Origin of the sequence: Robertmurraya kyonggiensis (assembly GCF_005116465.1) — a bacterium.
Classification (GTDB): domain Bacteria; phylum Bacillota; class Bacilli; order Bacillales; family Cytobacillaceae; genus Robertmurraya; species Robertmurraya kyonggiensis.
Map to the genome: position 1 here is coordinate 723,360 of NZ_SWBM01000001.1, position 14,132 is coordinate 737,491.

Consider the following 14,132-nt stretch of genomic DNA (forward strand, 5'->3'; position numbering starts at 1 on the left):
AGTGAAAACAGGTCCTATATCCCATTTTTTTTAACGAATATTGCATAGACATATCATTTCTTATTCATTACAATGAATTATGTATTACATTTTTCATCGAAATATTACAATCTTCTACAAATTCATTACAATTGTATTGATATAATAACGGGGGTGAGGAATTGAAGCTGTTTTCAAATACGATTTCAACTCTTGAGAATGCTTTGAATTATTCTTCTGCAAAACAAAAGGCGATATCTCAAAATATTTCCAACGTAGATACACCAAATTATAAATCAAAAGAAGTAAGCTTCAAATCAACGTTACAGAACGCGGTTGATTCTTCTATGACAGCTAGACGAACAGATGCGAGGCATATTGACTTTAATGGACAAGCATCTTCTGGAATATCCGTTACAACAAACAATAGCAGTTCCTACAATAATAATGGTAATAACGTGGACCTCGATAAAGAGATGGCCGATATGGCAACAAATCAGATTTATTACAATGCGCTAATTGAGAGAATAAATGGGAAGTTTTCAACGCTTCAATCTGTCATTAAAGGAGGGAAATAACAGTGTCTATTTTCCATAGTATTAATACTTCTGCATCAGCATTGACTTCACAGAGATTAAGAATGGATGTTATCTCATCAAACATGGCAAATGTGGACTCCACAAGAGCGGAATTGGTAGACGGAGAGTGGGTACCATACAAACGTAAATCTGTCGTACTTAAAGCGAACGAAGGTGGTTTTTCTTCATTCTTAAATGTTGCGATGAATAAAGGTGAAGTTGGAAATGGTGTAAAAGTGTCACAGATTGTCGAAGATGAAACACCTTTTAAAGAAGTATATGACCCTGAACACCCAGATGCTGACGAGAATGGCTATGTACAGATGCCAAACGTTGACCCTTTAAGAGAAATGGTTGATTTAATTAGTGCGACAAGGTCTTATGAAGCCAACGTTACAGCTTTAAATGCCTCAAAAAGTATGCTCATGAAAGCATTAGAAATAGGAAAATAAGGAGCTTAACCTAAATGAATAATATTTCGTTTCCAAGTGTTTCAAAGGTGTTTCAAACGAATCAGACTTCACAAGCTTCATCTACTACACCATTCGAAGCACAAAAGAGTTTTGCGTCCGTACTTAAGGAATCAATTGAAAAAGTTAATGAAGCACAGATTGAATCTGATGTAATGACTGAGAAATTAGCGCGTGGTGAAGATGTTGATTTGCACCAAGTAATGGTAGCAAGCCAAAAGGCGAGCATTACACTTTCAGCTACAATGGAAATTCGTAATAAGGTTATTGAAGCGTACCAAGAAGTTATGAGAATGCAAGTTTAATATAGTTTGATTAATTTCATAATGGTTTATCATTTGTTAAAAAACGAACAATCTTCAATTATGTATCTCATGTTCGTTTTTAACAGTTCTTCTAACATTGTGAAATCAACTCAGTTGAGTTGTTGGTAAACAACTTAGTTGTTGATGAACAACATTGTTGTTGAAAAGCTCTGCTTTTTCCATCAATTAGACAGAATAGCCGGGGGATAAGGATGACAGTTTCGTTTCAAAAATATATAGAAAAAATAAAAGAATACTGGAATGGCCGTTCTAAAAAACAAAAAGCGCTCATTATCGGTTCAATTCTGTTATTGGTAATCGTTATCTCGCTCTCAACATTTTTTGCAACGAGAACGAAAATGGTTCCCCTATACAAGGACTTGTCCCTTTCTGAAGTAGGAACAATTAAGGAAAGCCTTGATAGTAAAGGAGTCAAATACGAAATAACAGAAGGTGGTACAACGATTAGCGTACCTAGTGAGCAGGCGGATAGTTTGATTGTAGAACTCGCAGCAGAGGGATTGCCGAAGTCTGGTGGAATTGACTACTCGTTTTTTAGTCAAAATGCCGGCCTTGGGATGACCGACAATGAGTTTAATGTCATGAAGCTTGATGCGATGCAAACAGAACTTGCGAACCTAATTAAGGGTATTCAAGGTGTTAAAGATGCGAAGGTGATGATTAACCTTCCGTCACAAGGGATTTTTGTTTCTGATGCAGATGAACAAGCCTCTGCGTCTATTGTCTTAAATACAGAGCCAGGCTATCAATTCGAAGAGAAACAAATTAATGCACTTTATAATCTTGTTTCAAAAAGCGTGCCAAACTTACCTACTGATAATATCGTCATTACAAACCAATATTTTGAGTATTTTGATCTAAAAAATGGAGAAAATTCTTCTGGAGATATTTTCACCGCTCAAAATAATATTAAAAAAGAGATCGAAAGAGATGTTCAGCGTCAAGTTCAAAGTATGCTTGGAACTTTGATGGGACAGGATAAAGTAGTCGTTTCCGTTACTGCCGATATCGATTTTAAACAAGAAAACAGAGAAGAAAACTTAGTGACGCCAGTTGATGAAGAAAACATGGAAGGTATCGCAATCAGTGCTCAGAAAATCACAGAAACTTTCACTGGTGAGGGAGCTGCAGCTGAGGGTGTACCTCAAGGTGAAGATTCAGACGATGCTTTAACTGGTTATGCTGCAGGATCCAATGGAAATGGCGATTACGAGAAAATAGAAGAAACCATTAATAATGAAGTAAATAAGATTCGTAAAGAAATAATTGAGAGTCCATATAAGATTCGAGATTTAGGAATTCAAGTAATGGTTGAACCGCCAGTAGCTGATGATGAAACTTCTCTTCCACAAGAGAGAGTAGATGACATTACAGAGATGCTAGCAACAATTGTTAGAACGACAATTAATAAGGATGCTGTCGAAGGTGAATTAACAGATGAGGCTATCCAGGATAAAATTGTTGTTTCTGTTCAACCGTTCAACGGAAAACCACAGTTTAGTAATCAAACAAGCACAAGCTTACCTTGGTGGGTATATGTGTTAGGTGGCGTATTAGTATTAGTAATTATCCTATTAATCTTCTTATTCATGCGAGCTCGCAAAAAACGTGATCAAGAATTATTGGCGATGGAGGAAGCAAGTGCGGCCCTTCTTGAAGTACCAGATGTGAATGAAGAACAAGAAACAGAAAGTAGCCTAAGACGTAAACAGCTTGAAAAAATGGCAAAGGATAGTCCAGAAGACTTTGCTAAGTTATTAAGGACGTGGATTGCAGAAGACTAGGAGGATTGAAAGTTGGTTAAAAGAGAGCAGAAAGAATTAACAGGAAAACAAAAAGCTGCCATTCTTCTTATTTCACTCGGACCTGATGTGTCTGCGTCTGTATATAAGCACTTAAGTGAAGAGGAAATTGAAAAACTAACATTGGAGATTTCTGGTGTAAAGAAGGTTGATTCTCATTCCAAGGAGGAAATTTTGGAGGAGTTCCACAATATCGCCTTGGCTCAGGATTATATTTCTCAGGGCGGTATTGGCTATGCCAAAACCGTACTGGAAAAAGCATTAGGTAGCGATCAAGCAGCTGTTATTATCAACAGACTTACATCAGCGCTTCAGGTTCGTCCATTTGATTTTGCTAGGAAGGCAGACCCAGCTCAAATTTTAAACTTTATTCAAAATGAGCATCCGCAAACAATCGCACTTATCTTGTCTTATTTAGATTCTTCACAAGCAGGACAGATATTATCTGAGTTGCCTCAAGAAATGCAGGCGGATGTTGCAAGAAGAATCGCGGTAATGGATAGTACTTCTCCTGAAATCATTAACGAAATCGAACAGATTTTAGAAAGAAAGCTATCTTCTACTGTTACACAGGACTACACGCAAACTGGCGGAGTGGAAGCTGTTGTCGAAGTGCTTAATGGTGTAGATAGATCGACTGAAAGAACGATCTTAGATGCACTTGAAATTCAGGATCCAGAATTAGCAGAAGAAATAAAGAAGAGAATGTTTGTATTTGAAGACATCGTCACACTGGATAGCCGTGCAATTCAACGTGTTATCCGTGATTGTGAAAACGAAGACCTTATGCTTTCACTTAAAGTATCAAGTGATGAGGTTAAAGAAATTGTTTTCAACAATATGTCTAAACGTATGGTTGAAACCATGAGAGACGAGATGGAATATATGGGACCTGTTCGATTGCGTGATGTTGAAGAGGCACAATCAAGAATTGTGGCCATTGTCCGTCGTCTAGAAGAAGCTGGTGAAATTGTAGTCGCTCGTGGCGGAGGAGATGATATTATTGTCTAGGCTTATCAAATCAAGATGGTCAAATCTTGAAAACCAAGAGAATAAAGTCATCTCCATTAAAAGCTTTCATGTTGAAACAGAAAATAATGTTGAAGAAATCGTTAACCATAGAGTATTTGCAGAAAGAGACTCGATTTTAGCACAAGCAAGAGATGAAGCAGCGGCAATCGTAAACGAGGCGAGGCACTATAAGGAATCACTTGAGCAGAATTTAGCAGAAGAGAAGATGGCTTGGGAGCAAGAAGTCATCCAACTAGCGAATCAAGCCAAACAAAGTGGATATGAGGCAGGGCTAGACGAAGGTCGAGAACAAGGGTATACAGAAATGCTTCAATTAATCGAACAAGCGAAACAAACAGTTGATTCTTCGAAACTAGATTATCGTAAGAAAATTGAGGATTCAGATCAAACCATACTTGACCTCGGATTGAAAGTAGCGAAAAAAATTCTTGGAACCCATCTTGATGGGAATTCGGAGCATTTTATAACGGTAGTAAAACGTGCGTTAAAAGAAGCGAGAGAGTACCGAGAAGTACAGCTCCACATTCATCCAATGCATTACGAATATATTCTTTCGCAAAAGGATGATTTGAGCAAAATTTTCCCGAAGGAAACAGAGATTTATATTTATCCGGATGGAGATTTGTCAGAGCAAAGCTGTATCATCGAATCGGCCAATGGAAGAATCGATGCCAGTGTCGACCAACAGCTTGAAGAAATAAAAGTGAAGCTTTTTGAAATGCTGGAGAGTGAGTAAAGTGAAGGCAGCTGACTTATTAGAGCAAATAGACCATATAGACACATTTAAACATTACGGCAGGGTAAAGAGAGTCGTAGGACTTATGATTGAATCACAAGGCCCTGAGAGCTCAATTGGAGATGTTTGCTATATTCATGTCGGCCACAAAAAGAAGAGGAAAATTCAGGCTGAAGTGGTGGGCTTTAAAGATGAAAATATTATTTTAATGCCATATACAACTGTTAATGATATTGCACCTGGTAGCTTGGTGGAAGCTACGTTAAAACCTTTGGAAATCAAGGTAGGTCCAGGACTTATCGGAGGAGTCTTTGATTCATTAGGACAACCTCTTGATGGCTCCCAGCTACCAAAAGGATTAACGCCTGTGTTAACTGAACAACAGCCGCCAAATCCGCTTACAAGACCACCAATTGATGAATCTATTGAAGTGGGGGTAAGGATGATTGATAGTCTCCTTACTGTTGGAAATGGCCAGAGAGTTGGGATATTTGCGGGAAGTGGTGTTGGTAAAAGTACATTGCTCGGAATGATTGCGAGAAACACAACGGCAGATTTAAACGTCATTGCCCTCATTGGAGAACGTGGCCGTGAGGTGCGAGAGTTTATAGAGAGGGACTTAGGTCCAGAAGGGTTAGCTCGTTCAATCGTAGTTGTTGCAACATCTGACCAACCGGCGCTCATGCGAATAAAAGGTGCTTTTACTGCAACAGCAATAGCAGAATACTTCCGTGATAAGGGTCTGAATGTAATGATGATGATGGACTCTGTCACACGGGTAGCGATGGCGCAGCGGGAAGTGGGACTTGCAATTGGGGAACCCCCAACAACTAAAGGGTATACCCCATCCGTGTTCGCCATTCTACCTAAGCTATTAGAACGTACGGGAACAAATATCCATGGTTCAATTACTTCTTTCTATACAGTATTAGTAGACGGAGACGATATGAACGAGCCTATTGCCGATACTGTCCGAGGAATTCTCGATGGACATTTCGTACTTGATCGAGATTTGGCAAACAAAGGCCAATATCCGGCAGTGAATGTTCTAAAAAGTGTGAGCCGTATTATGAATCATATCGTCCCTGAAGAGCATCGAAAATCTGCAGAGAAGCTTAGGGAAATGTTAAGCACTTATATAAACTCTGAGGATTTAATCAATATCGGGGCATATAAAAAAGGTTCTTCAAGAAAAATTGATGAGGCAATTCGTTTATATCCTGAAATTATTGACTTTTTAAAACAGGAAACAGGTGCCAAAGTATCCTTAAATGATGGTCTGCAGCAATTGTACGGACTAATGGGAAAAGGTGAGTAATCTAGGATGAGCTACCAATATAAATTTGCAAGAGTCTTAGCCTTGAAGGAACGGGAAAAAGAAGAAGCTCAATCTGTTTATCAGGATGCGGTTAAAAAGTTTGAAGAAGTAGCGGAAAGACTCTATGAATTATTGAAAAAGAAAGAAGAATTAGAGGATTTTCAGGCGAGTGGACTCCAAGGCGGACTTCCGATTTTGCAAATACGTCATCATCAACAATTTATTGGAAACTTAGAAAAGACGATTCAACACTATCAAAAAATGGTTATCAATGCGCGAAATAGGATGAATCTATATCAAGAGAAACTGATGGATAAAAACATTGAAGTGAAAAAGTTCGAAAAGATACGAGAAAAAGATTTCACGCATTTTATGGAAAATTTAAAAGCGACTGAAAGCAAGCAGATGGATGACATTTCCATCCAGCATTATATGAACTGGGGAAGTTAGGTGATAAAGGTGGCAAATACAGCGATAGAAAAAGAAGAAAAAAGAGTTAGTCGGTTTCAATGGTTTGTATTCACTGGTCTTATCCCAACTTTATTTGCCATTTTAATTGTCCTTATTGTTCTCTCGTTTGCTGGAATAAACGTCTTTGACAAGGCGAAGGAATATGGTCAAAAGATTCCTTTTCTTTCAAACCTCATCGAAGAAACGACTCCTAAGACGATTGAAGAATTGGAAACGACAATGATTAAGCTTGAAGGTCAAATAAAGGATAAAGAAGCACAGATTGCTGACCTAGAGACTGAGCTTGACGGCAAGGATAAGGAAGTAGAGCGTGGGAAACTTGAAATGGAACAGCTTCAAATGCAAATTGATGAGCTAATGGCCATTCAAGAGGAAAACAAAAAAGCTTTTAAAGATATTGTCGAGACCTATGAAACAATGTCCGCTAAAAAAGCAGCTCCTATTATTACAAATATGAGTGAACAAGAAGCGCTTAAAATTCTATCGAATCTTAATTCAGAGCAACTAGCTTCGATAATGGAAAATTTAGAGCCAGCAAATGCAGCAAAATATACGGAGCTTTTAACGAACGAAAACGAATAAGTCTTGGTACTTGAAAGGAGGTGAAAATGTGCAAATTGGTGGATTGGGTTTTATTAATACAATTGCATCTCCAGTAAAAGAAAGTACTCAGACATCTGGAGAAAATGGTTTTCAAGGACTATTTGGGTTGATGCTAACTGGCACACAAACAAGTGAGGCTAGTAACCTTGAGACAAGTTCGGGCGAAATGACAAAAGAACAATTACTAGACCTACTTGGATTCTTAAAATCAGAAGATATTTTTGAAGTAGAAGGTGGCATGAATCTTCTTAATCAATCGATGTCAGCAACTGACCAAAAGGAACTTCTCTCTTTTATTCAGGAAGCACTCGGTTCTGATGTGGATTTAGGAGATTTCATTCAGAACTTGAAAGACACTTTAGGTCTGATTGTAACGCAACCTAGTAGTGAAGACGTAGAAACCGAACCAAATATTGAAGATATACTCGCTGTTTTAACCCAAATGGCGTCTGTCCCATTAGAAGATTTGAAAAAAGCATTTAATGGAGACACAGCTCAATTAGTGAAAGCAATCAAGCTGGTTGATTTATTGGCTTCAGAGAACGGAACGATTTTTGAAAAAGGAATCACAGATAAGGGAACCAGTTTTGATCAAAGCAAGATGAAAGATTTGCTTCAGCAGTTGACGACAAAGCTTGAACAATTTGTTGAGACTGGAGCAAAAAGTTCAATTGCGGATCCGACTAAGCAAGCAGCGAAAATGGAATATTTACAAAAGGCTTTTGCTCCTGTAGCAGCAGAGATAAATGCCAAGCTTTCTACAACAAATGGAATTAGCGAAATTCAGTCAGAACAAAAACCTGCACAAGCAAAAGTTGAAGTGGTCACTGGTGCGGTTCAATTTCAACAAGTTTCAAAGGCAGAGCAATTAACCTTAACGTTAAGCCAATCAGGGAAGCCAACGTCAACGGCAGATTTAATTAAACAATTTGAAAATGTTTTAGCGAAAAGTCAATTTTCTAATGGAGCTGGCACACAAAAGCTACTAATTAGATTAAATCCCGAGAATTTAGGTGCTTTGCGGATTGAGTTAATCCAAAGAGATGCAGGAATCGTGGCCAAGATTATGACTACGACACAGCTAGCGAAAGAAACGTTAGAATCTCACTTAAATGGATTAAAACAAGCTTTTGGTTCGCAAAATATTCAAGTGGACCGACTAGAGGTTACACAATCTGTTTTACCACAACAGGATCGATATTTCGGGAGAGAGCAACAGCAACAATCCCAGCAGCAAGGACAGGAACGTCAGGAGCAACAAAATGGAAATGAAGATGTGAAGGAGCAAAATTTCAATATTTCCTTAGAAGAAGCTCTTATAAATACAGAAGTGTAGGAGGTGAAATACATGGCAAATACAATTGATTCATCGTTGTATCTATCAAACTCTCAAACTCAAAAGACTACAGGTTCGAATGTGCTTGGAAAAGATGATTTCTTGAAAATCCTTATGGTCCAATTACAAAACCAAGACCCAACGAGTCCAATGGAAGATAGAGAGTTTATCGCACAAATGGCACAGTTTTCTTCTTTAGAGGCTATGACGAATATGAGCACTACAATGCAACAATTTGTTGACTCTCAAAATACAAATTCATTGATTTCTTATAATCAATTTATTGGTAAAGAAGTAAATTGGCACAAGCTAAACTATTCTACTGAAGATCCGAATGCACTGCCAGAAGTACTTGAGGGTAAGGGTAAGGTTGAATCGATTCAGTTTAAGGATGGCTCAGTTCAATTAATTCTTGCTGATGGAACTATCTTAGAACCAGCTAATATCTCTGGAGTTAGTGAATCTTCTACAGGCTCAGCTGATAGTAGTTTAGTTCAAGCGAGTATGCTAATTGGTAAAATGGTTACTTATCTGAATGCATCTCAGGAAGAGTTAACTGCATTAGTAAAATCCGTTTCTATCAAGGATGGTAAAACGTTATTCCAATTAGATGATGAGAATCAGACAAGCATTACTTCTCAACAAATGACGAAAATCGAATAAAAAGGGTTGGTTGGATGGATAAGTCTTCATTTAGGCCGATACAATCTCAGCCGATTGCAACCCAGAGACTTCAACAAAAGAAGTCAAATCAAGTAAACGGAAATTCTTTTTCCTTTCATTTTCAACAGGCGATACAAGAAAATAATAAGTTAGTTTTGAGTAAGCATGCCAAAGATAGGCTTGAGCAGCGTGGAATTCATATTTCTGAGAATCGTTGGGAGCAAATCGAAGGTAAAGTGCAAGAAGCGAAAAAACTAGGAATAAAGGATTCTCTAGTACTTCTGGATGATGCAGCGCTGATTGTGAGCGCCAAAAATAATACGGTTATTACTGCTATGGATAGACAAGAGGCAACTTCACAAATTTTCACAAATATTAACGGGACGATTGTTCTCGAATAAAAAATGGAATGGCTGGACCTAATTAGGAGGCCAAAAGCTGTGGACTGATTGAAGCAGCTTATAACGAAAGGAGAAGTTCTTAATATGTTACGCTCAATGTACTCAGGTATTAGCGGAATGAAAAACTTCCAAACAAAATTAGATGTAATCGGAAATAATATTGCTAACGTAAATACTTTCGGTTTCAAAAAAGGTCGCGTGAACTTTAAAGATATGATTTCTCAAACAGTAGCTGGAGCAAGCTCTCCATCAGCAACTCTTGGTGGGGTGAATGCAAAGCAAGTAGGACTTGGTTCAACATTAGCTGCAATTGATACAATCCACACGCAAGGAAGTCTTCAAACAACAGGTCGTGGACTTGACCTAGCGATTTCTGGAGACGGGTATTTTGTGGTAGCACCGAATCCAGGAGCTGGAGATGTCCCATTTAACGAGTTAGATAAAAGTTTTACAAGAGCGGGTAACTTCTATTTAGACGAAGAGGGTTTCCTTGTTAACTCAGATGGATTATATCTTCAAGGATATGCAGTAACAGAAGGAACAACTGATGCAGCGGGAAATGTTACACCAGACACTATCGATTATACAAAATACACTAGAATGCAAATTCCTTCATCTGCTGAAAGCTATAGCATTTCTGACAAAGGGGAAGTCCAATATGTAGAAGATGGACAAATTAAACTTGCAGGACAAGTGATTATTGCGAAGTTTGATAATAATGAAGGTCTTGAAAAAGTTGGTCAAAACTTATTCAAAGCATCTGCAAACTCAGGACAAGCTACAGATGCAGCACCAAAAGAAGACGGAGCAGGTTCAGTTGTTGCTGGTGCTCTAGAAATGTCAAACGTAGACCTTTCTGAAGAATTCACTGAAATGATTGTGGCGCAACGTGGTTTCCAAGCAAACACTCGTATTATCACAACATCTGATGAAATTCTGCAAGAGCTAGTTAATTTAAAACGATAGGTTAAGGGAGGGACAGGACTGAAGTGATGAGTCTTCAGTCCTGAAAATAACCGTGATTAATGTTACTAGATTAAATGGAAAGTCATTTATTATTAATGCTATCTATATCGAAACAATTGAGTCTTTTCCGGATACGACGATTACCCTTTCAAACGGGAATAAATACGTGGTCAAGGAATCAAAGGACCAAGTAGTACAGTTAGTTACGAAATTCTATCAAACTGTTAACCTAATCGGACTTCAACAGTTGGAGGGGGCAGAGCATGAAAAATAATAAACTTGTTATGATAATGTTAATCATCCTAATTGCGATAACCCTTGTAGGTGCTGTTGCAGTTGTCGTTGTGTTGAAGGTTACAGGTACTGAAAAAGCTGAAGGACCAACAATCGATGAAGTCATTGAAGCTTCTGTCGATATTCCGGAAATCACAACAAACTTAGCTGGAAATGATTTAATTCGAATCTCATTTAAAATAGAGACAGATAGTAAGAAAGCTAAGGAAGAATTAGAAAAAAGGGACTTCCAAGTAAAGAACATCATCATTCTTTCCTTATCCGAGAAAACAAGTGAACAAATTCAGGGCAGTGAAGGGCAAACTAAACTTGAATCTGAACTGAAGGATAAGATCAATGAATTGATGCAGGAAGGTAAAGTGGAGAAAGTTTATATTACAGGTTCACTCCTCCAATAATGTTACCAAACCAATAAGATTTATAAGTACTGGAGGTGAGGATTCATGTCTGGAGAAGTTTTATCGCAAAGTGAAATTGATGCCTTGTTATCTGCGATTTCCACAGGAGAAATGGATGCAGATGAGCTCAAGAAAGAAACAGTTGAGAAAAAGGTCAAGGTGTACGATTTTAAGAGAGCGTTAAGATTCTCAAAGGATCAGATCCGGAGCTTAACAAGAATACATGAAAATTTCGCCCGATTACTGACGACATTTTTTTCAGCACAATTAAGAACATATGTGCAAATTTCTGTGGCATCTGCTGACCAAATTCCATATGAAGAATTTATCCGTTCGATTCCAAAAATGACGATCTTAAATGTTTATGATGTACCTCCGTTGGATGGAAGAATTTTAATGGAAGTCAATCCGAACATTGCGTACGCGATGATGGATCGAATGATGGGTGGTAAGGGCTCTAGTATCAACAAAGTAGAGAACTTAACGGAAATTGAAACGAAAATCATGGCGAGCACGTTTGAGCGCTCCTTTGAAAATTTACGGGAGGCCTGGGCAAACGTCGTAGATATTGACCCAATGCTAGCTGATTTTGAAGTGAATCCTCAGTTTTTACAAATGGTTTCACCGAATGAAACCGTTGTGGTCATTTCATTAAATACGACAATTGGTGAGACTTCAGGGATGATCAATATTTGTATCCCACATGTCGTTCTAGAACCAATTATTCCAAAGCTATCCGTTCATTATTGGATGCAAACAGACAAGAAGGATAGAGAACCTCTGGAAATTGCCGCATTGGAAAAGCGTCTTAAACAAGCGGATATTCCGGTTGCTGTTGAGTTAGGTGGTTCTGAAATCTCCATTCAAGATTTCTTAATGCTTGATGTTGGCGATGTGATAGAACTCAATCAACTAATTGAACAGCCATTAACAATCAAAGTTGGCGATGTTCCTAAGTTTGTGGGACAACCAGGAAAATTAAACAAAAAAGTCGCTGTACAAGTACTTGAAACATTGAAGGGGGGAGACGACGATGGTGAGTAGTGATATGCTCTCTCAAGATGAAATCGATGCTCTACTAAGAGGCACAGATGACAGTGAAATAGAGACGAATGAAGCAGAAGATATCAATGTAGAAGATTACCTCTCGTCAATGGAACAGGATGCTCTTGGAGAGATCGGAAACATCTCATTTGGAAGCTCTGCAACAGCTCTTTCTACTTTGCTTAATCAAAAAGTCGATATTACAACACCAACGGTTTCTGTCATACCGAAACAAAGGTTAAAGGATGAATTTCCACATCCATATGTGGCCATCCAAGTTAAATATACTGAAGGTTTTTCCGGCACGAACTTGCTTGTCATTATGCAAGAGGATGCAGCGATTATTGCTGACTTAATGTTGGGTGGAGATGGTTTAAACCCGGCTGATTTAATGGGTGAAATCCAATTAAGTGCAGTTCAAGAAGCAATGAATCAAATGATGGGATCTTCAGCTACATCGATGTCTACTATTTTTAGTAAAAGGGTGGATATCTCGCCACCGACGATTGATGTTTTAGATGTTCCACACGGGGCAGGAACTGAAAAAATTCCGAGCGAAGACATGCTTGTTAAGGTTTCGTTCAGACTTAAAGTTGGAACGCTAATTGATTCAAACATCATGCAGCTTGTTCCGTTAGAATTCGCTAAGGATCTAGTGGCAGAATTATTAGACCCTAAGGATTCAAGTAGTTCGGCAGCTCCAGCTGTGGATACAATGGTTGCAGAACCAAGCCCGCAGCCACAAGCACAAGCCGCACCTTCAAATCAGGCAGTGCCTACAAATCAGGCAGCGCCTATGGGAGTACAACAACCTTCAATGCCGCAATATGATGCACCGGTAAACCAAGGAAATTGGCAACAAAATTCACAAGCACCTGTTTACCAAGCGCCTGGACCGCAGCATTTTGGTTCCCAATTTACTCAAGGGGCACAACCGAATGTTCAACCAGCTGTTTTCTCAAGCTTTGAACAGTACCCGCTACAGGAATCAGAATCTAAAAATCTGAATATGTTGCTTGATATTCCACTTCAAGTAACGGTTGAACTTGGACGTACAAAAAGATCAGTTAAAGAAATCCTAGAGCTTTCACCTGGTTCCATTATTGAACTAGATAAATTAGCAGGTGAGCCAGTGGATATTCTAGTAAATAACCGTCTGATTGCTAAGGGAGAAGTTGTAGTTATAGACGAGAACTTTGGTGTTCGTGTAACTGACATCATTAGTCAAAGTGATCGACTAAATAAACTTAGATAAATATTGGGGGAAGACATTAATGGCACACAAAATTTTAATCGTAGATGATGCTGCATTCATGCGAATGATGATTAAGGATATTTTAACAAAAAATGGTTTTGAGGTTGTTGGTGAAGCAGCTGATGGAGCTCAAGCAGTAGAAAAATATCAAGAAACTAACCCAGACCTTGTAACAATGGACATCACGATGCCAGAGATGGACGGGATTACTGCATTAAAAGAAATTAAGAAAATTAATCCAAATGCGAAGGTTATTATGTGTTCAGCTATGGGAAAGCAAGCAATGGTTATTGATGCTATCCAAGCAGGGGCAAAAGATTTTATCGTAAAACCATTCCAAGCGGATCGTGTTATTGAAGCTATTTCAAAAACATTAGGTTAAGGTTATAATGGCGGCTTTTAGCCGCCTAATCCTTCTTATAAGCATGACAGGAAAAAATACTTATGTCAGAGGTGTACC

At 38.5% G+C, this 14,132-nt stretch carries 18 protein-coding genes; all 18 read left to right on the plus strand.

Annotated elements, in window-relative coordinates:
* The first annotated feature begins 161 nt into the window (after positions 1–161).
* The 18 genes from flgB (at position 162) to FA727_RS03690 (ending at position 14,054) form a co-directional block, all read left to right on the plus strand.
* Complete coding sequence (gene flgB / locus FA727_RS03605) at positions 162–557, plus strand: flagellar basal body rod protein FlgB (protein WP_136829352.1); 396 nt, start codon at positions 162–164, stop codon at positions 555–557.
* 2 nt (positions 558–559) lie between these two features.
* Positions 560–1,009: a flagellar basal body rod protein FlgC gene (flgC, locus tag FA727_RS03610; RefSeq protein ID WP_438646601.1), complete on the plus strand. Its 450-nt coding sequence runs from the start codon at positions 560–562 to the stop codon at positions 1,007–1,009.
* Positions 1,010–1,023: 14 nt separating this feature from the next.
* Positions 1,024–1,332: a flagellar hook-basal body complex protein FliE gene (gene fliE / locus FA727_RS03615; RefSeq protein ID WP_136829353.1), complete on the plus strand. Its 309-nt coding sequence runs from the start codon at positions 1,024–1,026 to the stop codon at positions 1,330–1,332.
* A gap of 212 nt (positions 1,333–1,544) precedes the next feature.
* The gene (gene fliF / locus FA727_RS03620) at positions 1,545–3,137 is read left to right on the plus strand and encodes a flagellar basal-body MS-ring/collar protein FliF (RefSeq protein ID WP_136829354.1); all 1,593 of its coding nucleotides are present in this window, start codon (positions 1,545–1,547) and stop codon (positions 3,135–3,137) included.
* A 12-nt stretch (positions 3,138–3,149) separates the two neighbouring features.
* Entirely contained in the window at positions 3,150–4,166 is a 1,017-nt protein-coding gene (gene fliG / locus FA727_RS03625; RefSeq protein ID WP_136829355.1) for a flagellar motor switch protein FliG, read from the plus strand.
* On the plus strand, positions 4,150–4,923 hold the full coding sequence (gene fliH / locus FA727_RS03630; RefSeq protein WP_246041676.1) for a flagellar assembly protein FliH: 774 nt from the start codon (positions 4,150–4,152) through the stop codon (positions 4,921–4,923). Before fliG ends, fliH begins: the two co-directional genes overlap by 17 nt.
* Position 4,924: 1 nt before the next feature.
* Positions 4,925–6,241 (plus strand): flagellar protein export ATPase FliI, encoded by a 1,317-nt coding sequence (gene fliI, locus FA727_RS03635; RefSeq protein WP_136829357.1) that lies wholly within the window; start codon positions 4,925–4,927, stop codon positions 6,239–6,241.
* 6 nt (positions 6,242–6,247) lie between these two features.
* Positions 6,248–6,691 (plus strand): flagellar export protein FliJ, encoded by a 444-nt coding sequence (gene fliJ, locus FA727_RS03640; protein WP_136829358.1) that lies wholly within the window; start codon positions 6,248–6,250, stop codon positions 6,689–6,691.
* 9 nt (positions 6,692–6,700) lie between these two features.
* On the plus strand, positions 6,701–7,294 hold the full coding sequence (locus FA727_RS03645; protein WP_136829359.1) for a MotE family protein: 594 nt from the start codon (positions 6,701–6,703) through the stop codon (positions 7,292–7,294).
* 28 nt (positions 7,295–7,322) lie between these two features.
* Positions 7,323–8,651, plus strand: coding sequence for a flagellar hook-length control protein FliK (locus FA727_RS03650; protein WP_136829360.1), 1,329 nt, complete (start codon positions 7,323–7,325; stop codon positions 8,649–8,651).
* A 12-nt stretch (positions 8,652–8,663) separates the two neighbouring features.
* The gene (gene flgD / locus FA727_RS03655) at positions 8,664–9,314 is read left to right on the plus strand and encodes a flagellar hook assembly protein FlgD (protein ID WP_136829361.1); all 651 of its coding nucleotides are present in this window, start codon (positions 8,664–8,666) and stop codon (positions 9,312–9,314) included.
* A 14-nt stretch (positions 9,315–9,328) separates the two neighbouring features.
* Positions 9,329–9,715: a TIGR02530 family flagellar biosynthesis protein gene (locus tag FA727_RS03660; protein ID WP_136829362.1), complete on the plus strand. Its 387-nt coding sequence runs from the start codon at positions 9,329–9,331 to the stop codon at positions 9,713–9,715.
* A gap of 84 nt (positions 9,716–9,799) precedes the next feature.
* Complete coding sequence (gene flgG, locus FA727_RS03665; protein WP_136829363.1) at positions 9,800–10,681, plus strand: flagellar basal body rod protein FlgG; 882 nt, start codon at positions 9,800–9,802, stop codon at positions 10,679–10,681.
* Positions 10,682–10,733: 52 nt separating this feature from the next.
* Positions 10,734–10,955 (plus strand): flagellar FlbD family protein, encoded by a 222-nt coding sequence (locus FA727_RS03670; RefSeq protein ID WP_136829364.1) that lies wholly within the window; start codon positions 10,734–10,736, stop codon positions 10,953–10,955.
* A complete protein-coding gene (fliL, locus tag FA727_RS03675) occupies positions 10,945–11,373 on the plus strand; it encodes a flagellar basal body-associated protein FliL (RefSeq protein WP_136829365.1) in 429 nt (142 codons plus the stop codon). The genes FA727_RS03670 and fliL overlap by 11 nt, the downstream gene beginning before the upstream one ends.
* Positions 11,374–11,418: 45 nt before the next feature.
* Positions 11,419–12,417, plus strand: a complete 999-nt coding sequence (gene fliM / locus FA727_RS03680) for a flagellar motor switch protein FliM (protein ID WP_136829366.1) — start codon at positions 11,419–11,421, stop codon at positions 12,415–12,417.
* Positions 12,407–13,672, plus strand: coding sequence for a flagellar motor switch phosphatase FliY (gene fliY / locus FA727_RS03685; protein WP_136829367.1), 1,266 nt, complete (start codon positions 12,407–12,409; stop codon positions 13,670–13,672). The genes fliM and fliY overlap by 11 nt, the downstream gene beginning before the upstream one ends.
* Positions 13,673–13,691: 19 nt before the next feature.
* Positions 13,692–14,054, plus strand: a complete 363-nt coding sequence (locus FA727_RS03690) for a response regulator (protein ID WP_136829368.1) — start codon at positions 13,692–13,694, stop codon at positions 14,052–14,054.
* Positions 14,055–14,132 lie beyond the last annotated feature (78 nt).